Here is a 21,051-nt window from a genome sequence, read left to right as displayed (position 1 = left end):
CGCTAGAATGCAAAAGGGGCCGACAGGCCCCTTTTGCTTTTGGTCATCGTCAGCCGTGATGACGACGATCGTTGGCCTGCGCCAACAGGGTGCGACTCTCGCGCAGGAACTCGTCCGCCCGCTCGCCAAAGAAGCCCGAAACCTGGCTGAAGGCCTCGATGAAGCCCTCCCTGTCTCCCCGCTCCAGCAGCCCCAGCGCCTCGCCGAAGTTCTGGTAGTAGCGGCGGATCATCGCCAGATTCTGCGGCGACGACAGTATGATGTCGGCGTAGAGGTGCGGATCCTGGGCGAACAGCCGTCCCACCATGGCCAGCTCCAGCCGGTAAATGGGGGAGCTCAACGCCAGCAGGCGGTCGATGTTGGCCTGCTCGCGGGAGAGGTGCCAGCCATAGGCGAAAGTGGCAAAGTGGCGCAGCGCCTGGATGAAGGTCATCGCCTCGTCGTGGGCCCTGGCCTCCACCTGCTGCAAACGCGCGCCCCAGATGGTCATCTGCTCCAGCAGCCACTGGCTGGCTGCGGGCTCGCGCCCCTGGCAGCAGACGATCACCTGCTTGGCGAGGCTCGCCACGTCCGGCCCGAACATGGGGTGCAGCCCCAGCACCGGCCCCTGGTGCACCGCCAGCATATGCTCGAGCGGTTCGCCCTTGACGCTGGTCACATCCACCAGCAGACAGTCCGCCGGCAGGTTGCCGAGCCGGTCGATCACCTGGCAAGTGACGTCGATGGGCACCGCCACCATCACCAGTCCGGCGCCCTGCAGGATCTCGTCGGCGTGCGGCCAGTCGGCCTGACCCAGGGTCTCGACCCGGTAGCCCGAGAGGCTGAACAGGTTGCCGAACAGGCGACCGAGCTGGCCCTGACCACCGATGATCACCACCTTGCCGAGTTCAGGCTTCATGCACTTGAAGTGGTGCTCCTTGTCGCTGGCGGACTCCAGAATATAGGATTCGCGCATCACCCGGCGCAGCACATCCTCGATAAGGTCCCCCGGCACTCCCAGAGCCTCGGCCTCGGCGCGGCGGCGGGCCAGCATGCTCGCCTCCCGATCCGGTGCATAGATGGGCAGGCCGTGCCGGCTCTTCACTTCCCCCACTTCCCCCACCAGGGCGAGACGGGCGGCCAGCAGATCAATCAGCTGCTTGTCCACCGCATCGATTTTGTCCCTGAGGGCATTCAACTCTTCAGCCATATCCGGTCCCTGCGGCGCCGCCCGCAGCGACGCCCTGTGATTCAAGAGGCAACGAGGTGCCACCGCCTCGGCCGGTGACACCTCGATTGTTCAATCAGTGCTGACAAGATACCACGGCTTATGCCTTGGTTCTGGCCAAAAGTGGCGCCGCCAGCTGGCTGTGGCAACGGGCCAGCAGTGCGTCCGTGGTCTCCCAGTCGATGCAGGCATCGGTGATGGAGACGCCGTAGCGCATCTCACACTTGGGCTGTTCGCTGGACTGGTTGCCCTCGAACAGGTTGGATTCGAGCATCACCCCTATGATGGAGCGGTTGCCCTCCTCGATCTGGTGGATCACGTTGTCAGCCACCTTGGGCTGCAGCCGGTGATCCTTGCTGGAGTTGCCGTGGCTGCAATCCACCACCAGGCCGGGCAGCAGGCCTGCTTTCTCCAGCGCCTCTTCCGCCAGCGACACATTGACCGAATCGTAGTTCGGGTGCTTGCCGCCGCGCAGGATCACGTGACCATCCGGGTTGCCCTGGGTTTGCAGCAGCGCGACCTGGCCCTGCTGGTTGATCCCCATGAAGGCATGAGGGCTGGAGGCGGCCTGCAGTGCATTGATGGCGGTACCCAGGTTGCCGTCGGTGCCGTTCTTGAAGCCAACCGGCATGGAGAGGCCGGAGGCCATCTCCCTGTGGGTCTGGGATTCGGTGGTGCGGGCGCCGATGGCCGACCAGGAGAAGAGCTCCGCCAGGTATTGCGGGCTGATGGGGTCGAGCGCCTCGGTCGCCAGCGGCAACTCCAGCTCGGCCAGCCAGCAGAGCAGCTCGCGAGCGCGGTGCAGCCCCAGCTCCACGTCGAAGGTGCCATCCAGGTTCGGATCGTTGATAAAGCCCTTCCAGCCGACCGTGGTGCGCGGCTTCTCAAAGTAGACCCGCATGACAATGTAGAGAGAGTCCTGATAGGCATCATGCAGCGCTTTGAGTCTGGTTGCGTACTCTTTGGCGGCGTCCATGTCGTGAATGGAGCAGGGACCACAGATCACCAGCAGACGGTGATCACGACGGTGGATGATGTCGGCGATGGTATTGCGGGCCCGTTGCACGAATGCCAGCGCACGATCGGAGATGGGCAGTTTCTCCTTGAGCTGGGCAGGCGTGATCATCACTTGTTCGGACTGGATATGGATGTTGTTGAGGGGGTCTCTTTGCATGTTCTCATTCTCTCTACTGTTTCAAGCCAACTGCGCCAACCGTTCAATTTTGTTTACACAAGTCAGCACTTTGTTACGAAACCGCCCTCACCTTACCAATTAAAAACAAACAATCAAGTGAAACTAGCGGACTTATTCGCTAACAGATGGATAAATGACCACAAAAGAGACCCTTTCGGCCAGAAAGTAGTGCTCGCCATATGCTCAAAACACCAAAATCGTAAACATATAATTACACCCTTACTGGTTTCCCTTGCCAGCAGACATAAAAAAGCGGGGCACCTGGCCCCGCTTGCATTCCCGTGTTGCTCTTCTTTTATTATTTGCCGTGCGCCTTGCTCACCTCGACCGCCTTGTCGGGGAAGTCGCTGAACACGCCATCCACATCGGCCTGATAGAGGAAGATGTTGAGCAGATCGGTGAAGTCTTTCGCGTAGGCCGGGATCTGGCCCTCATCCTGACGGAAAGTATAGGGATGCACCTTGAGGCCGGCCGCATGGGCCTCTTTCACCATGCCGGTGAAGGTCGGCTTGCCCAGGATACCCGGCTCCGGCACTATCATCGGCTTCCAGGGGCCGATCCCTTCGGCGTAAGCGGCGATCTCCTTCATGGCGCCCGGCTTGAACATCCAGTCATAGTTGTAGGGGGTCGCCTTGCCCTTGCTGTCGTAGACCATGGTCTCGTTCCAGTCGGTCTCGGCCATCAGCTGCACCAGCTTCAAGTCCATCCCCATGGCGGGCATCAGCTCGCTGTTGATGCGCTTGAGCTCGTTGGTATCGAAACACTGCAGATAGACCTTGTCGTTCTTGCTGGTGTAGCCGTACTCCTTCAGCACCTTGAGCACCGCCTTGGAGATGTCCTTGCCTTCATGGCGGAACAGCCAGGGGGCCTTGATCTCCGGGTAGATGCCGATGTTCTTGCCGGTGCTCTTGTTGAGCCCCTGGATCATCTCGATCTCTTCCTGGAAGGTGTGGATCTTGAAGCTGGACTTCCACAGCGGGAAGCGGGCCGGATAGACGGGCACCTGCTTGCCATCCACCAGCTGGAACGGCTCGGTCATGCGCAGGGAGCGCACCTCGTCCAGGGTGAAATCCACCACATAGTAGCGACCATCCGGGCGAGCCCGGCCGGGGAAGCGCTCGGCCACATCCGTGATGCCATCGAGGAAGTGATCGTGCATCACCACCAGCTGGTCATCCTTGGTCATCACCAGATCCTGCTCCAGATAGTCGGCCCCCATGCCATAGGCCAATGCCTTGGCCTCCAGGGTGTGCTCGGGCAGGTAGCCAGAGGCGCCCCGGTGGGCGATCACGATTTTGCCTTCCTCGGCGGCCAGTGCGGGCAATGCCAGAGCGGCCCCCAGACCAAGGGCAATCAGGGAGCGAGTATGTTTTTTCATGCGCGGTGCTCTTTGTTATTGTTTATGGGATGTAGGTTATTGTTATAACAGAGGTTTATTGCAGTTTTACGGCGGGCGGCCGAGGCCGCCCGCAGGGGTTCAGCTCGCTTTTGGCAGAGCGTGGTGGTGTTCGCTCAGCCAAGCCGCCAGTTGCTGCTGCTCGGCGTCGGAGAGGCGCAGCCCCAGCTTGCTGCGGCGCCACAGGATGTCTTCCAGGGTGCAGGCCCATTCCCGCTCGATAAGGTAGCGCACCTCGGCTTCGTACAGACCGGCACCAAAGTGCTGACCACGGGGCTCCTTGAGCCAGAGGCGGGCATGGGCGCCATAGGCCTCGGCAATGCGCAGGGCGCTGCGATCATCGAGCCAGTCGAACTCCAGCGCAAAGGCGCGCGCCAGTTCGCGCACCGAGCAGTCGAACTCGCCACCGGGCAACCGGCTGTTGGCGGTCCAGTCATCCCCCATCTGGCTGAACCAGGGCTTGAGCTTGTTGCAGGCAGCCTGAGCCAGCTTGCGGTAGGTGGTGAGCTTGCCGCCGAACACCGACAAGAGTGGTGCGCCATCAGATTCGCCAGACAGTTCGAGGGTGTAGTCGCGGGTCACCGCCTGCGGTGAATCGGACTCGTCGTCGCACAGGGGGCGCACCCCGGCGTAGGTCCAGATCACGTCTTTGGGGGCGATCTGGCGGGTAAAGTGGGCGTTGACCACCTTGCACAGGTAGTTGATCTCGGCGTCGCTGATCTTGGCTTCGCGCGGGCTGCCCTTGTGCTCCACGTCAGTGGTGCCAATCAGCGAGTAGTCCTGCTGATAAGGGATGACGAAGACGATACGGTTGTCCTCGTTTTGCAGGATGTAAGCCTCTTCGCGCTCATGGATGCGCGGCACTATCATGTGGCTGCCCTTGATGAGGCGAATGCCGCGCGGGGATTTCTCGTGCAGGCTCTCGTCATAGAAGGTCTTGACCCAGGGGCCGGCCGCATTGACCAGACCGCGGCAGGTGACGTTGAACTGCTCGCCCCCTTCCCGCTCCAGGGTCAGAGTCCAGTGTTTGGAGCCGCGCACCGCCTTGACGCAGCGGGTGCGGGTCTGCACGTCGGCGCCCTTGTCGCGCGCCATCATGGCGTTGAGCACCACCAGGCGGGCGTCGTCGACCCAGGCGTCCGAGTATTCGAACCCCTTGCTGATGCCTGCGGTGAGGCCATCCTGCGGCAGGAAGCGCACGCCGCAGCTGCCCTTGAGCTTGTCGCGCTTGGCCAGGTTGTCATAGAGGAAGAGGCCGGCGCGGATCATCCAGGCCGGACGCAGGTGCGGGCGATGGGGCAAGCGAAAACGCATGGGGCGAGCGATGTGAGGGGCCATGCCGAGCAGCACTTCCCGCTCCGCCAGCGCCTCTTTCACCAGCCGGAATTCGTAGTGTTCGAGATAGCGCAGGCCGCCGTGGATCAGCTTGCTGGAGTTGGAAGAGGTGGCAGAGGCGAGATCGCGCGCCTCGAACAGGGCAACCTTCAGACCCCGCCCTGCCGCATCAGCCGCAATGCCTACCCCGTTGATGCCGCCGCCGACGACGACCAGATCATAATGTTCGCTCATGTTCACCTACTTTCTTATTTTGATCTTGCGAAACCGTCGCAATGTTTGATTTCGCTCATATTAGAGCATGAAAAAATGATAAACGAACATTTTATGGAGAAAATGTGATCGCGATTGTTTTGGCAATGCTAAAAATGCTGCCGGTCGGTGATAAGGCGGCAGGGCATGGGGAAAACGGGGGCAAGGCTGTGAGCGAGTTCGCGCTTTTTGGGTAATCAGCGCGGCATCGGCAGTGGAATGAGGGCGAGCAGAAAGGCGGGAAGCTGAAAACGAAGCGGCCGCCCGATGGCGGCCTGATGCTGGAGCGGATTAACGGCGACTCAGCAGATATGACACTCGATCTGATGCTGGGACATCAGCCGCATCAGCTTCTCCGGCGGCTCCTGATCGGTGAACAGGGCGTGGATCTGGCTGAGGTTGCCGAGGTTGACCATGGCGTTGCGGCCGAACTTGGTGTGGTCGGCGGCCAGGAACACCTGGCGGGAGTGGGCGATGATGGCCTGGGCGATCTTCACCTCGTGGTAGTCAAAATCGAGCAGTGAGCCGTCGCTGTCGATGCCAGAGATGCCGATGACGCCGTAGTCCATCCGAAACTGGCCGATGAAGTCGCGGGTCGCCTCCCCCACGATGCCGCCGTCCCGGTTGCGAATTTCGCCGCCGGCGATGATGACGGTGAAGTCATCCTTGGCGGTGAGGATGCTGGCCACGTTGAGGTTGTTGGTGACCACGCGCAGCTCGCGGTGATCGAGCAGGGCGCGGGCGATGGCTTCGGTGGTGGTGCCGATGTCGATGAACAGCGACGAGCCGTCGGGGATGTTGGCGGCCACTTCCCGGGCGATGCGCTCTTTCTCCTTGAGCTGCATCACCTTGCGGGCGCTGTAGGCGGTGTTGACGGTACTCGAATGCAGGGAGGCCCCGCCATGGTGGCGCCGGATCTTGTTCTGCTCGGCAAGATCGTTGAGATCCCGGCGAATGGTCTGGGGGCTGACGTCAAAATGGGTCACCAGATCCTCGGTCGAGACAAAGCCCTGCCGCGTCAGGACGTCCAGGATCTCCAGATGTCGTTGGGTTTGCTTCACGCTTGAACTCCGATGATGAGACGAAAAAAGGCCCCGGCAGATGCGGGGCCTTGGGCAGTTTACCTGATCCCTTTTCCAATCGATAAGGGCAGGATCACGTTTTATGCCTTATGAACAGCAGCCTTGGCGGCAATCGACTCGTTCTCGTGCTTGAGGGTCATCGCCAGCAGCACGATGGAGAGCAAGCAGGAGGCAGTCAGCACCATGAAGCCACCGTCCCAGCCGAAGTGGTCAACGGTGTAACCCAGCATGGCGTTGGCCGCAACCGCGCCACCCAGGTAACCGAACAGACCGGTGAAGCCCGCCGCGGTACCGGCCGCCTTCTTCGGCGCCAGCTCCAGGGCATAGAGGCCGATCAGCATGACGGGACCGTAGATGAGGAAGCCGATGGCGACCAGGGCCATCATGTCGATGGTCGGGTTGCCGGCCGGGTTGAACCAGTAAACCAGCACGGAAATGGTCACCAGCACCATGAACAGGATACCGGCCGGAGCGCGGCGGCCCTGGAACATCTTGTCGGAGATCCAGCCGCACAGCAGGGTGCCCGGAATACCGGCCCACTCATAGAGGAAGTAGGCCCAGGAGGACTTGTCGACGCTGAAGTCCTTGGCCTCTTTCAAGTAGGTGGGCGCCCAGTCCAGCACACCGTAGCGAATGAGGTAGACGAAGGCGTTGGCGATCGCGATGTACCACAGCAGCTTGTTGTGCAACACGTACTTCATGAAGATTTCCTTGGCGGAAAACTCCTGCTCGTGGCTCTCGTTGTAATCCTTCGGATAGTCGTTCTTGAACTCTTCGATGGGCGGCAGGCCCACGGATTGCGGGGTGTCACGCATCACGAAGAAGGCGATCACCGCGATGGCGGCAGCCGCGGCGGCCGGCACGTAGAAGGCACTGCGCCAGTCGTTGAACCAGCCCATCCCCAGAATGAACAGCGGGCCTATCATGCCGCCACCCACGTTGTGGGCCACGTTCCAGACCGAGACGATTTCGCCCCGCTCTTTTTGCGACCACCAGTGCACCATGGTGCGACCGCAGGGCGGCCAGCCCATGCCCTGTGCCCAGCCGTTCAGGAACAGCAGCACGAACATGATGGCGATGCTGGAGGTGGCCCAGTGCATGGTCCCCATCATGAACATGATACCGGCCGACAGCAGCAGACCGGCGGAGAGGAAGTAACGAGCGTTGGAGCGGTCCGACACGTTCCCCATCAGGAACTTGGAGAGACCGTAGGCGATGGAAACGCCGGACAGGGCCAGGCCCAGATCACCGCGGGAGAAGCCCTGCTCGATGAGATAAGGCATGGCCAGACTGAAGTTTTTCCGTACCAGGTAGTAACCGGCATAACCAAAGAAGATCCCGAAGAACACCTGCCAACGCATGCGTTTGTAGAAGGGGTCGACCTTGTCGGCCGGGAGCCTGTCTATGTGTGGTGCAGGCCTGAAGAGACTAAGCATGTTCTGCTTCCTTATTGTTGTTGTGGGCGGTTGAGGGTGCCCTGTCCATGCTGACCAATCAGAGGAGTCCCGATTCGAAAGCGAGCCTATTGTGCTCATATGTGAACATTTAATCTGTGATGTAGTCGGAAATATTGCAGTTTTATTACAAAAGAAAGTGTCAGATGAGTAATCACTCATCAGCCGCAATCCCTTGTGTAGCAAGGCTTATGGCTACCCACTAAGTGGTATAACCACGGTATCAACTTGCTTTCCGTCACATTTTCTTAGCAATGAGTGGGATCTTGTCCACATTTCCTGCGGGGAGGGAGTGGTGAATGGTCGATTTCGGTTTATTTTCTCTCTCGTCCGAGAACGAGCGCAAACGAGCATAACGTTTGCGTCAGCTCAAAAAACAAGAAGAAACGTTTTCGGGCGCAACAATGGGAATGAAAAACAACAAAACGGAACATCAAACCTACTCTGGGTGGATATAAGGAATAACGGTATGAGCATACAAAGACCCAATACCCTGCTTGGCGAGTGCATCGCCGAGTTTATCGGAACCGGCCTGCTGATCTTCTTCGGCGTCGGTTGCGTGGCCGCACTGGTGCTGGCCGGTGCCAACTTCGGGCAATGGGAAATCTCCATTACCTGGGGTCTGGGCGTCGCCATCGCCATCTATGTGACCGGCGGCATCTCAGGTGCCCACCTCAACCCTGCGGTCACCCTGGCCCTGATGACCTTCTGCGGGTTCGACAAACGCAAGGTGGTGCCCTACATCATCGCCCAGGTGGCTGGCGCCTTCTGCTTCGCGGCGCTGGTCTACTTCCTCTATGGTAACCTTTTCAGCCAGTGGGAAGTGACCCACAACGTGGTACGCGGCAGCGTCGAGAGCCTCGGCACCGCCGGCATCTTCTCCACCTACCCCAATGCCCTGCTCTCCAACATGCAGGCCTTCACCGTCGAGCTGGTGATCACCGCCGTGCTGATGCTGGGCATCATGGCACTGGGTGACAACAACAACGGCGCCCCCAAAGGCTTCGCCGCCGCCCTGCTGATCGGTATCCTGATCGCGGTGATCGGCGCCTCCCTTGGCCCGTTAACCGGTTTTGCCATGAACCCGGCTCGTGACTTCGGCCCCAAACTGTTCGCCTTCCTGGCCGGCTGGGGTGACGTGGCCCTGACCGGTGGTCGTGACAACCCCTACTTCTGGGTCCCCATCCTTGGCCCCATCGTCGGCGCCCAGATTGGTACCGCCCTCTATGTGAAAGTGTTGGCTCCCTGTGTGCCGGGCAACCGTGTTGCCGCCACCGAGCAAGCTGCCCAAACCGCCAAAGAAGAGGCCGCCGCCTAAGAGCGGCCCTCCCCAACGTGTAAAAACGTGGAAAATAAAAACGTGGAGAACATCATGTCTGCTGAAAAGAAATATGTCGTCGCTCTGGACCAGGGTACTACCTCTTCCCGTGCCATCGTGTTTGACCAGGACGCCAACATAGTCGGTACCTCCCAGCGCGAATTCACCCAGCACTACCCGAAAGCGGGCTGGGTGGAGCACGACCCGATGGAGATCTGGGCGACCCAGTCCTCCGTCTTCACCGAAGTACTGGCCAAGACTGGTCTGCGCAGCGAAGAGATCGCCGCCATCGGCATCACCAACCAGCGTGAAACCACCGTCGTCTGGGAAAAGGCCACCGGCAAGCCCATCTACAACGCCATCGTCTGGCAGTGCCGCCGCACCGCGGCCATCTGTGAAGAACTGAAAGCGCGCGGCCTGGAAGAGTACGTGCGTGAAAACACCGGTCTGGTGCTGGACGCCTATTTCTCCGGCACCAAGGTGAAGTGGATCCTCGACAACGTCGAAGGGGCCCGCGAGAAGGCGATGAACGGCGAACTGCTGTTCGGCACCATCGATACCTGGCTGGTGTGGAAGATGACCAACGGTGAAGTGCACGTCACCGACCCGACCAACGCCTCCCGTACCATGCTCTACAACATCCGCGACCTGAAGTGGGATCAGCGCATGCTGGACGAGCTGGGCATCCCTGCCTCCATGCTGCCGGAAGTGAAACCCTCTTCCGAGGTGTATGGCTACACCACCCGTGGCGGCGGCTCCCGCATCCCCATCGCCGGTATCGCCGGTGACCAGCAGTCTGCCCTGTTCGGCCAGCTCTGCTTCGAGAAAGGGATGGCCAAAAACACCTACGGCACCGGCTGCTTCATGCTGATGAACACCGGCACCGAGCCGGTTCGCTCCAGCAACGGCCTGCTGACCACGGTCGCCATCGGCCCGAAAGGGGAAGTGAATTATGCCCTCGAGGGTGCGGTGTTTATGGGCGGCGCCACCATCCAGTGGCTGCGTGACGAGCTGAAGATCATTCACGATGCCCGCGACACCGACTACTTCGCCTCCAAGGTGGGCGACACCAACGGCGTCTACCTGGTACCGGCCTTCGTCGGTCTGGGCGCCCCCTACTGGGATCCGTATGCTCGCGGCACCATGGTCGGCCTGACCCGCGGCGCCAACCGCAACCACATCATCCGTGCCGCGCTGGAATCCATCGCCTATCAGAGCCGCGATGTGCTGGACGCCATGCAGCAGGACTCCGGCATCAAGCTGGCGGCCCTGAAGGTGGACGGTGGCGCGGTAGCCAACGACTTCCTGATGCAGTTCCAGGCCGACATGATGCACACCCCTGTGGTGCGTCCGACCCGTATCGAGACCACCGCCATGGGCGCCGCCTTCCTGGCAGGTCTGGCCGTCGGCTTCTGGAAGAGCTCGGAAGAGCTGGAAGACAAGTTCAGCGTGGACCGTGAGTTCATCCCGCAGATGGACCGCGACGATCGCGCCAAACGCTACAACGGCTGGAAGAAGGCAGTCGAGCGTTCACGCCGCTGGGCCGAAGAGGAGTGATCGGGCAACCGATATCCTTGAAATAAAAACTGAAGGGGCCGACAGCAATGTCGGCCTTTTGTTTTATGGCCTGCCGGCCCCCTGCCTTGATGACGATTTCATGTCAGCCATTCTCAATTGAGTTATCTATCTATAATCATCTCTTGGGTCGCATATGCGACCTTATTTAATACAGGAGAGCGTTATGGAGCGGGCGATACACCTTGTTAGATTGCAATCACTCTGGTCGGGGCTCGGGATCCGCAGCCGGATCCTGCTCGGAGTAGCCATCCTGATGATCATTGCCATCAGCTGCATCACCCTGATCCTGGAGCAGATCTCCCACGACCAGGCACAGCAGCGGGTGGAACGCTATGAATTGCCAAGCAGCGTGGAGCGCATCGCCAACCAGCTGACCGCCGAACTGACCCAGCACCTGACCGAAGCCGAGGCACTGGCCGGCAACAGCTTTGTCATCGACTGGTTGAGCCAGGAGATGCCCGCCGAGCAGTGGCCGGTCATGGAGCGCTACTTTCTGGCACTGCAGCAACGCATCGGGGGCAATGTGTTTATCGCGCCGCGCCAGAGCGCCACCCTGCTCAACTTCAGCAACGGCACCACGGCCCAGAAGAGACTGAGCGCATCGGACCCCAAAGACGAGTGGTTTTACGGCTTTCTGAAACGGGGCAAGCCCTACGAGCTGAACCTCGACATCTCCGACTTTGACAAGCGCGCCTCCCTCTATATCAATACCGCCGTCACGGCAGGGGGCAAGACTCTGGCGGTGGCCGGTACCTCCATCGACATGAGCGCACTGCGCAAACTCATCAGCAGCTACCGGATAGGCAAGAGCGGGCAGGTCTATCTGGCCGACATGGAGGGTCATATCGAGATCCACCCAGAGCAGGAGCTCAAAGAGGCTGCCCACCATCAGAGCGCCTTCCTCGACACCGTCAGGGCGCTGATCCCGGCAGCCAGAGAACAGGTCGCGGTCCAGGCCCTCACGCTTGGGAAAGAGACCTATCTGATCGCCGTGCGCTACATTCCGGCACTCAATCGCCTGCTGATAGGCGAGATCAATGCAGCCGAACTGGAGGAGGGACGCAGCGAATCCCGCCGGCTTATCATCATGGTGTCGCTGGCTATCGGCGGGCTCGCCATGCTGGCCTCCGCCTGGCTCGCCCACTCCATCAGCCGCCCCATTCGCCAGGCCGCCGACGGCATGCACCACATCACCGCCGATCGGGATCTGGCGACCCGCCTGGACTTCTCGGATCAGTCGGAGCTGGGCCAGATGGCGCAGAGCTTCAACCGCTTGATCCAGAGCCTGAACCAAAGCTTCTCCCGCTTCCAGCAGTCAGGCAGTGCCCTCTCGGCCCAGTCCTCCCAATCCCTGCATCAGGCGCAGGCCCTGGCAGGAGAGGCCTGCCAGCAGGCCCAGAGCATCCAGGAGCTGAGCAGCGTGGTCGCCCTCATCGGCGACAATGCCGAGCAGATTGCCGGTCGCTCGGAGGGGGTCAACGAGGTGACCCACCGCATCGCCGATCACATGCTCGCCATCGAGCGGGACGTCAGTCAAAGCGCCCAGCAGCTCGACACCCTGCGCAGCAGCATCGGCAGCTCCTCCGCCCTGCTCGAAGAGGTGGTCAAGGACAGCAACAACATCACCCAGATCATGAACCTCATCCGTGACGTCTCGAACCAGACCAACCTGCTGGCGCTCAATGCCGCCATCGAGGCGGCGCGGGCGGGCGAGATGGGGCGCGGCTTTGCCGTGGTGGCCGACGAGGTGCGCCAGCTGGCGGTGCGCACCCAGACCGCCACCAAGGATGTGCAGGATCTCATCCTGCGCTTGCAGGAGGGTACCCGCCAGGCCAGCGGCTCCATGGCTGACTCCCGCACCCTGAGTGAAGAGAGCCATGACCGCATGCATCAGGCCAGGGCGGTGTTGATGGATGCCAGCCGCCAGATCAAGCAGACCGCCCTCGAGATAAACGAGATCAGTGCGCTGGCCCAGGCGCAGGATCAACAGATGGGACAAGCCAGAGCGGCGCTGGACGAGCTGGCCATGGTGGCCGAGCATCAGCGCGAACATGCAGAGGAGAGCAATGCCGCCAGTCGTGAGCTGTTCGAACTGGCCAAGGCGATAGACGAGCAGATCCGCCAATACCGGATCGGCTGAGCCGCCGTCGGTCAGACAAGACGCCACCCTGGGGTGGCGTTTTCATTTTGCGAACGATTTTGCATCACTCCCGAAACGGGAATGGCACGCACATACACAACTGATTGATAAGTAACACGAAAAAATTTGGAACGGCCATTGCTAGTCATCGTTGAGTCATATCAGACGCAACCCAGGGACATCGCCATGAAGCCGACCACCACTCACACCCCCGCCGCTCAAACCTGTGTCACCCACAAGGCGGCGCTGACCCCCCGTGAAGGCACCTTGCTGATGATGGTTGCCCAGTTGCTGGTGCTCACCTGCATCGTCCTGGCCGCCACCCTGGCTGAGCTCCCCTGGTATGGGACGCTGTTGCTGGCCGTGCCGCCTGCCATCGGTGGCGCCCTGCTCAGCCGGGTATGGGGCAGATTGCCCCGCTAAGCCCTCCCCACCTTCCCAGGCAGACGGCCGCCCCTTGAGGCGGTCGTCTGCTTATCCGCCCCTGCCCCCTTCAGCCGGCAGCAGGATCACAGGGCATGGCTCCCCAACTGCTCCTTGAGGAAATCGAGCCAGACCCGCAGCCGGATGTCGCGCTGGGCATCGGAGTAGAAGACCGCATTGATGGGGCGCGAGGCGCCGCTGTTGCTGCGGGCCAGCACCTCCACCAGGGCCCCGCTCGTCCGATCCGGCCCGGTCATGAAATCCGACAGACAGACGATCCCCTGCCCCCGCAGCGCCAGCTGGCGCAGGGTTTCACCGCTGCTGGCCCGCAGGGTCGGGGTGATGGGAAAGCGATCCCCCTGCTCCTGGCTCAAGAGCGGCCAGTGGTTGAGGTGATCGGGGTGCAAAAAGCCGAGCAGCTCGTGCCCGCTCAGCAGATCCGCCGGCTGGCGCGGGGTGCCGTGCTCGCGCAAATAGTCGGGGGACGCCAGCAGCCGCAGCCGCGAGCGGCCCAGCGGCAGCGCCCGCAGGGAGGAGTCGGTCAGCTCGCCGATGCGAATGGCCATGTCCACCCGCCGCTCCATCAGGTTGATAAAGCCCTCGGAGCTGTGCAGTTGCAGCTCGATGGCGGGATAACGGCGGCGAAACTCGCCGATGATGGGCACCAGCCGGTGCAGGATGAAAGGAGTGGCGGCATCGACCCGCAATACCCCCTCCGGCTGCTCGCGGCGCATCAGCAGCAGCCCCTCCGCCTCGCTCATCTCGGTCAGGATCTTCACCGCCCGCTGATAGAACCAGCCCCCCTCCTCGGTCAGGCTGACCCGCCTGGTGGTGCGATTGAGCAGCACGGTGGCGAGCTTCTCCTCGAGCCGCTTGATGCCACGGCTCACCACCGAATTGTCCATGCCGAGGTTTTCCGCCGCTTGGCGAAAGCTGCCCGCCTCCACCACCGCTACAAACAGGGTCAGTTCATCAGAATGGGTCTTCATTGCTGCAATCCAGACAAGAGTAATGGGCCTTTATAGGTGCAATGTCCTTGGGTTGGCAAGTAAGGCGTCGCTTCGTATCGTGACATACCGCCTGTTTTATCTCCGTCCTTGTCAGTACAATGCCGTCAACTGGCATCGTATGGCGCCACGCTATTACAAGGACGACCTATGATATTCGACAACAGGCTGGCGGCCGCCCACCGGGAGCTGGCAGAGAAGGGCGTGCAGACGCTCAACTACAACCCGCCGATCACCTGGCTGCTGCGAAAGGCTGGGTTCACCATCAGGCCGCCCCACTACGAACGCTTTATGATCAACGTTCTTGCCCTGGGACTCCCCATCGGCGCTATCTGGGGGGTGTTGATGTGGTTCTTCGGCTGGCAACATGAGGTGAGCCCGGCATTTGCCCTGCGCCAGAGCCTGCTGTTTGGCATAGGGGTCGGTCTGCTGATGGCTACCTGGCTCTGGTTTCGGCGCAAGCAGCTCAAGCTGACCCCTTGGGACGCCTTGCCCCACTCCACCATCCGCACGCAAAAACGCTGGCAACCGAAATAATCACCGACAAGGAGATCCTCATGACCAGGGCCCATGAAAAACTGAACTATGTGGAATTTGCGGCCAGGGATCTTGCCGCCACCAAGGCCTTCTTTCAGGCCGCTTTCGGCTGGCAATTTTCCGATTATGGCCCCGATTACTGCACCTTCGAGGGAGAAGGGCTGGATGGCGGCTTCTATCGCGCAGACCTCTGCAGCCAGAGCGCGCAAGGCGGCGCCCTGCTGGTGTTCTACAGTGCCGATATTGTCGCAACCCAGACCAAGGTAGCTGGCGCAGGGGGCACCATAGTCAGGCCCCTATTCGACTTTCCCGGTGGCCGCCGCTTTCACTTCGTCGAGCCCAGCGGCAATGAATTTGCGGTCTGGTCGGAGCCGGCCAGCGCCTGATAACCACAGGCCGGAAAACTAACCACAAAAAATGAAGCCCAATAAGTACATAATTCATATCTAGCTGCAAAATTAATACTGGAAATAGAGAGAAGAACAGACAAAAAATAACATATTTCTTTTTCACCAAGCCTTGAGACTGAAAGTGGAATGACAGTATAGGAAAAGAAAAATAATTTATTATATCAGTATGTTAGATGTATGGGGATATCATCCTAACTCATCAACATTTAACTAAGCAGGAGAGATACTGTGGGTTGGAAGGGGACCTTACGCTCAATAAATGCCGCGGCCAAAAGAGCTGATAGACATGCTAAACGTAGGCAAAGAGAACTATTGAAAAATCAAATAGCCTACGAAAAGATGCAGGAATTAGAAAAAGCCGCATACGAAGTCGATGTGTTTGAAAACTACATCGATGTCATTCAATCAATACATAAGGATTGTGGCGATAGTGTAGACTGGTTAAAAATATCAACATCCCAAGAACCAGCAAAGCCGCTTATTATAAGTGATAATGAACGCCAAGCTATCGCAAGGCTAAATAGTTTCGCACCCAGTTTTATAGATAAACTATTCGGAAAGGCAACATCCAAAAGACAAAAATTAGAAAAAGAAGTTTCTATAGCAAAAGTTAAAGATACGCAAATAAATAGCACTAACCTTTCTCAATGGAACATTGATGTAGAGGAATGGAAAGAAAGAGTCTCTCTTGCAAGAAGATTATTAAATGGCGATATAAGTGCGAAAATAGATATTATCAAAGAACTTAATCCATTTTCAGAAATAGACCATCTTGGCTCTGGAGTGAAATTTACCATTCAAGATAATGGATTGTTGATAGTCACTATAAATGTCCATAGCGCCAATATTATCCCTAAAGAGCAAAAGACTCTTTTGAAAAGTGGGAGGCTCTCTATAAAATCCATGCCGGTCAGTCGATTTAATGAGATTTATCAGGATTATGTTTGCAGTGTAGTATTGAGAGTGGCGAATGAGATATTTTCTATATTGCCCGATGATAAATTAATAATCAACGCAGAGGATCACTTATTAAATAAAAGTACTGGTCACTTGGAACCACAGTCTCTTCTTTCTGTTTACATTACGCGTGATGGAGTCTCAAGATTGAACATGGAATATATCGACCCATCTGATGCCATGAATAACTTCATTCACAACGTAAACTTCAAAAAAACAAAAGGATTTGAGCCGGTTAATGAAGTAAAAGTACCAGAAATGAGCGTGTGAATATAGCTTAATAAACAAGGCATTATGTTATGATGCCTTGTTGGTTTTATATTTTTGATAGAGTACATTGCTGCTCGCCTCTCAATTCACTATTGCAATAGTGCCTCTTTTTTCCTGCCAGCCTCACATTCATACTGAATCTCCATTAAGCAAGGAGGTTCAGATGTCATCACCCGTGATTGTGATTGCCCAGCTTGAAGCCAAACCCGAATTCGCCGCCCAGTTTCGTGCCGCCCTGGACCCCTTGATCGCGGCCACCTTGCAGGAGGCTGGCTGCCTGCGCTACCAGTTGCATCAGGATTTGGACAATCCCCACAGCTGGATGCTCTACGAGGTGTGGGAGAGCGATGCCGCCCTTAGCGCCCATCAGGGCCAACCCCATTTCACCGAATTTGTCGCCACGGCCGAGCCCTGGTTTGCCAGCAGCACCATTCGCCGCTATCAACCGCTGGACGCCTGATGTGCCGCGCCGCCGAGCGCATTTTTACAACCCATTCGAGGAATAAATGATGAAGATGCCCAACCTGGGTCTTGGTACCTTTCGCCTGACCGGCCAACCCCTGCGCGACTCCCTGCTGCAGGGGCTCGAGCTTGGCTACCGCCATATCGATACCGCCCAGATCTACGCCAACGAGGCCGAAGTGGGCCAGCTGATGCGCGAGAGCGGCGTGCCCCGCCAGGATATCTACCTGACCACCAAGGTGTGGACCAGCGAGTTCGGCCCGGGCAAGGTGATCCCGAGCCTAGAGGTGAGCCTGAAAAAACTGGGCACCGACTATCTGGATCTGGCGCTGATCCACTGGCCCTCCCCCAAGGATGAGGTGCCGATGACGGTCTATCTGGAGCAGCTGGCCGAGGCCAAGGCCCGGGGCCTGACCCGCGAGATCGGGGTTTCCAACTTTACCGTGGCCCAGCTCAAACAGGCTATCGACATTCTGGGGCCGGGCGCCATCGCCCACCAGCAGGTGGAGATCCACCCGCTGCTGCAAAACCGCAAGGTGGTGGCGTTCTGCAAGGATCACGGCATCGCCATCACCGCCTATATGCCGCTCGCCTATGGCAAGGTGCTCACCGAGCCGCTGCTGATGGAGATCGGCCAACGCCACGGCGTCTCGGCGGCCCAGGTGTCGCTGGCCTGGCTGCTGGCCCAGGGCATGGCGGTGATCCCGAGCTCCACCAAGCGGGAGAATCTGGCCGCCAACCTGGCGGCGCTGAAGGTCACACCCACTGCCGAGGAACTGGCCGCCATCGCCACTCTGGAGCGGGGCGAGCGCTGCGCCAACCCGGACTTTGCACCAGATTGGGATTAAACGGGAGTGGAGCCATGGCCTCTCGCTTAGGCGGCGGATAGCGGCAACCCGCACGAGCCTATTGCAGCCACGGGCTATCCCCTCTCCCTATGGGAGAGGGTCAGGGTGAGGGCAAGCTCCTCTTTTTGGGTCATCAGGCCCCCTCATCCCCAACCCTTCTCCCGCAAGGGGAGAAGGGAGCAAAGAAAACCCGACAACATCGACGAGAACCTGAGCGGGAGGCATGATGCCTCCCGCTTTTTTGTCTCCAACACAGCGCCACGGCCGCACGTGCCGCTCCTCCAGCGCCTTCCCTCACCGTTTACTTCTTATCTCTTTCCTCTTTTCTCGTTGTCCTGGCTCGCTATGCACGGATTGCAGCCGTGCGCGTTGTCTCTGCACCCACCTCGTGCGCTACCAGTTGCTCTTGCCGCGTTGCCTCAGCCACTCCTCCTTCCACGGCGCCATTGCTGCTGATTTGGCAAAAGTAATTTGATGTCGCCGTCATTTTTGCCAACAAACCACCTCGGCATACTGGCGTCATTCTCCCGTCGGGAGTCACCATCCAAGGAGTTGTTATGCCACTGGCGTTGTTTGCCCTCACCTTAAGTGCCTTTGCGATCGGCACCACCGAATTTGTGATCGTGGGGCTCATCCCCACCATCGCCGAGCAGCTCAATGTCTCGCTCCCCTCGGCGGGCCTCTTGGTCAGCCTCTATGCCCTTGGCGTGGCCATCGGCGCACCGATCTTAACGGCACTCACCGGCAAGGTGCCGCGCAAGTGGCTGCTGGTAGGGCTGATGGCGCTCTTTACCGCCGGCAACCTGCTGGCCTGGCAGGCCCCCGGTTACGAGAGCCTGATCCTGGCCCGCATCCTGACCGGGCTGGCGCACGGGGTCTTCTTCTCGGTGGGCAGCACCATCGCCACCGGCCTCGTGGCCAAAGAGAAGGCGGCCAGCGCCATCGCCATCATGTTCAGCGGCCTCACCATAGCGCTGGTGACCGGCGTCCCGCTCGGCACCTGGATTGGTCAGGTCTTCGGCTGGCGCGACACCTTTCTGGTGGTGAGCCTGCTGGGGCTGGTCGCCATGGTGGGCAGCCTGCTGCTGATCCCCAATAACCTGCCCAAGGGGGCCGCCTCGACCATCCGCGAGCAGCTCTCGGTGCTCACCAAAAAGCCGCTGCTGCTGGTCTACGCCAAGACCGCGCTCGGTTACGGCGGCGCCTTCACCGCCTTTACCTTCCTCGCCCCCATCCTGCAGCAGGTGAGCGGCTTTAGCGCCGGCGCGGTGAGCCTCATTCTGCTGGTGTACGGGGTATCGGTCGCCGTCGGCAATATCTGGGGCGGCAAGCTGGCCGATCGCATGGGCCCGCTGCCTGCGTTGAAGCTGCTGTTTGCAGGTCTCGCCATGGTGCTGCTGGTGCTCACCTTCACCGCGCCGCACCCGGTGCTGGCGGTGCTGACCGTGCTGGTGTGGGGTGCTTTTGCCTTTGGCAACGTACCGGGCCTGCAGGTGCTGGTGGTGAAACAGGCCGAGCAACACACGCCGAGGGCGGTGGATGTGGCCTCCGGCCTCAATATCGCCGCCTTCAACGTCGGCATCGCGCTGGGATCCGTGGTCGGTGGCCTGGTGGTGGAGCACCTGGGTCTGATGCACACCCCCTGGATCGGCGCGCTGATCGTGCTGCTGGCCTACGGCCTCACCCATGTCAGCGAGCGGCAAGCCGCCCGGATGGCACAGGCCTGCCCCCAGTACTGAAACCGCAGGCCTTTGCTCTGCAAAATAAAAACGAGCGGCTGATGCCGCTCGTTTCGCTTTCACGCTCTGTTTATTTTGTTATGCCGCTTGCGGCCCGGTCTTGCCCGTCACGGCGCGTGCCAGCCAGTAGTCGAGGCTGACGTAGCGACCGCCGCCGTACACCAGCAGTACCAGCAGCATCACGAAGTAGGTGGCGGCAAACTCCATCCCGTTGTTGAGCATCACGGGATCCCCAAGCTCGGTGATGTAGTTGTAACGACCGGGGAAGTTGGCGGCCAGCCACTCGATAAAGCCGTTGAGGCGCAATGTCGCCTCCATGCTGCCGGTGGCGATGGCATCCCAGCCGTGCTTCCAGTGCACCATGGCGCTCGCCACGCTCATCAGGAAGATGGTCGGAATGGCCATGACCCGGGTAAAGAGACCAAGGGCGATGCAGATGCAGCCCAGCACCTCGGTGCCCGCCGCCAGAAAGGCGAGCAGGGTCGGGAACGGCAGGTTGAGCCCCCCTTCCGAGGCTGGTGCACCAAACCAGGCGACCGTGCCGGCAAACCCCACCACCTTGGAGTGGGCACCCACATAGATGACCGGGATGAGGTAGAGGCGAATGGCCAGCAGGGCCAGAAAATCGAGCCGCTTGCACTGGGCCACGGCCCGCTCGTACCAATGGATAAGGGTGTTGTTCATGGGATGTCTCCTTGGAAAGGGGGTACCTGACGTTCAATGGATATGGGTTCTATGGATGGCGGTTGAGTGGCCAGCAGGCCGAGCCGGTGAAAATGGCGGGCCCACTCAAGCAGATCAAAACCGCTGCGATAGGGATGCACCTGGGCGGCCAACCCGGCCACACTGACCCCTTGCTGCTGCCCAAGCAGCTGCAGCAGGGCCACATCGAATTCGCGCAGCGCCTGGCTGACCAGCTGATGGGCAGGGCTGCGAAACAGGGCGCAGAGCTGGGGAGCCTGGCCGGCCACCACTACCCGCCCCTGCTGGATCACAAAGGGCAGCGTCAGCAACTGCAGGGTGGGGTTGAGCCAGAGCGGGCTGCCCATCTCCACCGCTTCCCCTGCGAGCGGGCGCGGCACCTGCGCGTCGTCAATCTCGACGCACAGGCAGGCCCACTCATACTCCAGCAGCGCCAGCCGCAGCCCGGGCCAGTTGTGCCACCCCTCGCCCTGGCGAAGCTGCACATGGCGCACCAGCTCGGTGGCAATCTGGTGAAAGGCGGGCTCGATCGCGCCATGGTGGGCGACGAAGCCATTCACCAGCGCATCGCGCTCAGCCGGCGTCAGGTGGTTCAGGGTGAGCGCGAAGGTACTCTCCAGCACCGCCTCGACATTGGCCCGCACACTGCGCACATAGTGGGGGGCTAGCTCGGCTGTCGACTCCCGTATGCAACCGGCCAGCCACTCGGTCTGCTGCCACAGCCGGGGCGGGACCGCCG

At 59.9% G+C, this 21,051-nt stretch carries 19 protein-coding genes; 10 read left to right on the top strand and 9 right to left on the bottom strand.

What is annotated here, in order from left to right:
* Nucleotides 1-49: 49 nt before the first annotated feature.
* The 6 genes from tyrA to glpT all read right to left on the bottom strand — a co-directional run bounded on the left by tyrA (nt 50) and on the right by glpT (nt 7,903).
* Entirely contained in the window at nt 50-1,189 is a 1,140-nt protein-coding gene (gene tyrA, locus AB5Y95_RS01300; protein ID WP_368159380.1) for a bifunctional chorismate mutase/prephenate dehydrogenase, read from the bottom strand.
* A gap of 118 nt (nt 1,190-1,307) precedes the next feature.
* The gene (locus tag AB5Y95_RS01295; protein WP_368159379.1) at nt 1,308-2,381 is read right to left on the bottom strand and encodes a 3-deoxy-7-phosphoheptulonate synthase; all 1,074 of its coding nucleotides are present in this window, start codon (nt 2,379-2,381) and stop codon (nt 1,308-1,310) included.
* A gap of 319 nt (nt 2,382-2,700) precedes the next feature.
* On the bottom strand, nt 2,701-3,780 hold the full coding sequence (gene glpQ / locus AB5Y95_RS01290; RefSeq protein ID WP_368159378.1) for a glycerophosphodiester phosphodiesterase: 1,080 nt from the start codon (nt 3,778-3,780) through the stop codon (nt 2,701-2,703).
* Nucleotides 3,781-3,879: 99 nt separating this feature from the next.
* On the bottom strand, nt 3,880-5,367 hold the full coding sequence (glpD, locus tag AB5Y95_RS01285) for a glycerol-3-phosphate dehydrogenase (RefSeq protein ID WP_017779396.1): 1,488 nt from the start codon (nt 5,365-5,367) through the stop codon (nt 3,880-3,882).
* A 320-nt stretch (nt 5,368-5,687) separates the two neighbouring features.
* A complete protein-coding gene (locus tag AB5Y95_RS01280) occupies nt 5,688-6,446 on the bottom strand; it encodes a DeoR/GlpR family transcriptional regulator (protein WP_005299558.1) in 759 nt (252 codons plus the stop codon).
* 101 nt (nt 6,447-6,547) lie between these two features.
* Entirely contained in the window at nt 6,548-7,903 is a 1,356-nt protein-coding gene (glpT, locus tag AB5Y95_RS01275; RefSeq protein WP_005299556.1) for a glycerol-3-phosphate transporter, read from the bottom strand.
* A gap of 487 nt (nt 7,904-8,390) precedes the next feature.
* On the opposite strand from glpT, the gene AB5Y95_RS01270 reads away from it, so the two are divergent.
* The 4 genes from AB5Y95_RS01270 to AB5Y95_RS01255 all read left to right on the top strand — a co-directional run bounded on the left by AB5Y95_RS01270 (nt 8,391) and on the right by AB5Y95_RS01255 (nt 13,380).
* Entirely contained in the window at nt 8,391-9,239 is an 849-nt protein-coding gene (locus AB5Y95_RS01270; RefSeq protein ID WP_005299554.1) for an MIP/aquaporin family protein, read from the top strand.
* Between the two features lie 54 nt (nt 9,240-9,293).
* The gene (gene glpK, locus AB5Y95_RS01265) at nt 9,294-10,796 is read left to right on the top strand and encodes a glycerol kinase GlpK (RefSeq protein WP_005299552.1); all 1,503 of its coding nucleotides are present in this window, start codon (nt 9,294-9,296) and stop codon (nt 10,794-10,796) included.
* Nucleotides 10,797-10,980: 184 nt separating this feature from the next.
* Entirely contained in the window at nt 10,981-12,957 is a 1,977-nt protein-coding gene (locus tag AB5Y95_RS01260; protein WP_095592996.1) for a methyl-accepting chemotaxis protein, read from the top strand.
* A gap of 186 nt (nt 12,958-13,143) precedes the next feature.
* Nucleotides 13,144-13,380: a hypothetical protein gene (locus AB5Y95_RS01255; protein WP_017779399.1), complete on the top strand. Its 237-nt coding sequence runs from the start codon at nt 13,144-13,146 to the stop codon at nt 13,378-13,380.
* Between the two features lie 86 nt (nt 13,381-13,466).
* On the opposite strand, the gene AB5Y95_RS01250 is transcribed toward AB5Y95_RS01255, so the two are convergent.
* The gene (locus tag AB5Y95_RS01250; protein ID WP_005299545.1) at nt 13,467-14,369 is read right to left on the bottom strand and encodes a LysR substrate-binding domain-containing protein; all 903 of its coding nucleotides are present in this window, start codon (nt 14,367-14,369) and stop codon (nt 13,467-13,469) included.
* A 168-nt stretch (nt 14,370-14,537) separates the two neighbouring features.
* Here AB5Y95_RS01250 and AB5Y95_RS01245 point away from each other — a divergent pair, with 168 nt between their 5' ends.
* From AB5Y95_RS01245 to AB5Y95_RS01220, 6 genes are all read left to right on the top strand, one after another.
* Complete coding sequence (locus tag AB5Y95_RS01245) at nt 14,538-14,924, top strand: DUF6404 family protein (protein ID WP_042008071.1); 387 nt, start codon at nt 14,538-14,540, stop codon at nt 14,922-14,924.
* Nucleotides 14,925-14,944: 20 nt separating this feature from the next.
* Nucleotides 14,945-15,310, top strand: a complete 366-nt coding sequence (locus AB5Y95_RS01240) for a VOC family protein (RefSeq protein ID WP_368159377.1) — start codon at nt 14,945-14,947, stop codon at nt 15,308-15,310.
* Between the two features lie 252 nt (nt 15,311-15,562).
* Nucleotides 15,563-16,561 carry a hypothetical protein gene (locus AB5Y95_RS01235; RefSeq protein ID WP_368159376.1) on the top strand — a complete coding sequence of 333 codons (999 nt, stop codon included), beginning with the start codon at nt 15,563-15,565 and terminating at the stop codon, nt 16,559-16,561.
* A gap of 163 nt (nt 16,562-16,724) precedes the next feature.
* A complete protein-coding gene (locus AB5Y95_RS01230; RefSeq protein ID WP_268009213.1) occupies nt 16,725-17,021 on the top strand; it encodes a putative quinol monooxygenase in 297 nt (98 codons plus the stop codon).
* Between the two features lie 46 nt (nt 17,022-17,067).
* A complete protein-coding gene (dkgB, locus tag AB5Y95_RS01225; protein ID WP_368159375.1) occupies nt 17,068-17,871 on the top strand; it encodes a 2,5-didehydrogluconate reductase DkgB in 804 nt (267 codons plus the stop codon).
* A gap of 557 nt (nt 17,872-18,428) precedes the next feature.
* Entirely contained in the window at nt 18,429-19,610 is a 1,182-nt protein-coding gene (locus tag AB5Y95_RS01220; protein ID WP_368159374.1) for an MFS transporter, read from the top strand.
* Nucleotides 19,611-19,688: 78 nt separating this feature from the next.
* On the opposite strand, the gene AB5Y95_RS01215 is transcribed toward AB5Y95_RS01220, so the two are convergent.
* Both AB5Y95_RS01215 and AB5Y95_RS01210 read right to left on the bottom strand, forming a co-directional pair.
* Complete coding sequence (locus AB5Y95_RS01215) at nt 19,689-20,294, bottom strand: DoxX family protein (RefSeq protein ID WP_017765996.1); 606 nt, start codon at nt 20,292-20,294, stop codon at nt 19,689-19,691.
* Nucleotides 20,291-21,034, bottom strand: a complete 744-nt coding sequence (locus AB5Y95_RS01210; RefSeq protein WP_368159417.1) for a DUF2063 domain-containing protein — start codon at nt 21,032-21,034, stop codon at nt 20,291-20,293. The genes AB5Y95_RS01215 and AB5Y95_RS01210 overlap by 4 nt, the downstream gene beginning before the upstream one ends.
* Between the last annotated feature and the right edge of the window lie 17 nt (nt 21,035-21,051).

The organism is Aeromonas sp. R5-3 (assembly GCF_040908225.1).
GTDB classification, from domain to species: Bacteria; Pseudomonadota; Gammaproteobacteria; order Enterobacterales; family Aeromonadaceae; genus Aeromonas; species Aeromonas dhakensis.
The sequence above is the reverse complement of the archived record's forward strand: the minus strand, read 5'-3'. Positions and strand labels throughout refer to the sequence as shown.

What these genes read in the sequence shown, in the direction of transcription:
- tyrA (WP_368159380.1), bottom strand. Translation starts at nt 1,189, where the DNA reads ATGGCTGAAGAGTTGAATGCCCTCAGGGACAAAATCGATGCGGTGGAC.
- AB5Y95_RS01295 (WP_368159379.1), bottom strand. Translation starts at nt 2,381, where the DNA reads ATGCAAAGAGACCCCCTCAACAACATCCATATCCAGTCCGAACAAGTG.
- glpQ (WP_368159378.1), bottom strand. Translation starts at nt 3,780, where the DNA reads ATGAAAAAACATACTCGCTCCCTGATTGCCCTTGGTCTGGGGGCCGCT.
- glpD (WP_017779396.1), bottom strand. Translation starts at nt 5,367, where the DNA reads ATGAGCGAACATTATGATCTGGTCGTCGTCGGCGGCGGCATCAACGGG.
- glpT (WP_005299556.1), bottom strand. Translation starts at nt 7,903, where the DNA reads ATGCTTAGTCTCTTCAGGCCTGCACCACACATAGACAGGCTCCCGGCC.
- AB5Y95_RS01270 (WP_005299554.1), top strand. Translation starts at nt 8,391, where the DNA reads ATGAGCATACAAAGACCCAATACCCTGCTTGGCGAGTGCATCGCCGAG.
- glpK (WP_005299552.1), top strand. Translation starts at nt 9,294, where the DNA reads ATGTCTGCTGAAAAGAAATATGTCGTCGCTCTGGACCAGGGTACTACC.
- AB5Y95_RS01260 (WP_095592996.1), top strand. Translation starts at nt 10,981, where the DNA reads ATGGAGCGGGCGATACACCTTGTTAGATTGCAATCACTCTGGTCGGGG.
- AB5Y95_RS01255 (WP_017779399.1), top strand. Translation starts at nt 13,144, where the DNA reads ATGAAGCCGACCACCACTCACACCCCCGCCGCTCAAACCTGTGTCACC.
- AB5Y95_RS01250 (WP_005299545.1), bottom strand. Translation starts at nt 14,369, where the DNA reads ATGAAGACCCATTCTGATGAACTGACCCTGTTTGTAGCGGTGGTGGAG.
- AB5Y95_RS01245 (WP_042008071.1), top strand. Translation starts at nt 14,538, where the DNA reads ATGATATTCGACAACAGGCTGGCGGCCGCCCACCGGGAGCTGGCAGAG.
- AB5Y95_RS01240 (WP_368159377.1), top strand. Translation starts at nt 14,945, where the DNA reads ATGACCAGGGCCCATGAAAAACTGAACTATGTGGAATTTGCGGCCAGG.
- AB5Y95_RS01230 (WP_268009213.1), top strand. Translation starts at nt 16,725, where the DNA reads ATGTCATCACCCGTGATTGTGATTGCCCAGCTTGAAGCCAAACCCGAA.
- dkgB (WP_368159375.1), top strand. Translation starts at nt 17,068, where the DNA reads ATGATGAAGATGCCCAACCTGGGTCTTGGTACCTTTCGCCTGACCGGC.
- AB5Y95_RS01220 (WP_368159374.1), top strand. Translation starts at nt 18,429, where the DNA reads ATGCCACTGGCGTTGTTTGCCCTCACCTTAAGTGCCTTTGCGATCGGC.
- AB5Y95_RS01215 (WP_017765996.1), bottom strand. Translation starts at nt 20,294, where the DNA reads ATGAACAACACCCTTATCCATTGGTACGAGCGGGCCGTGGCCCAGTGC.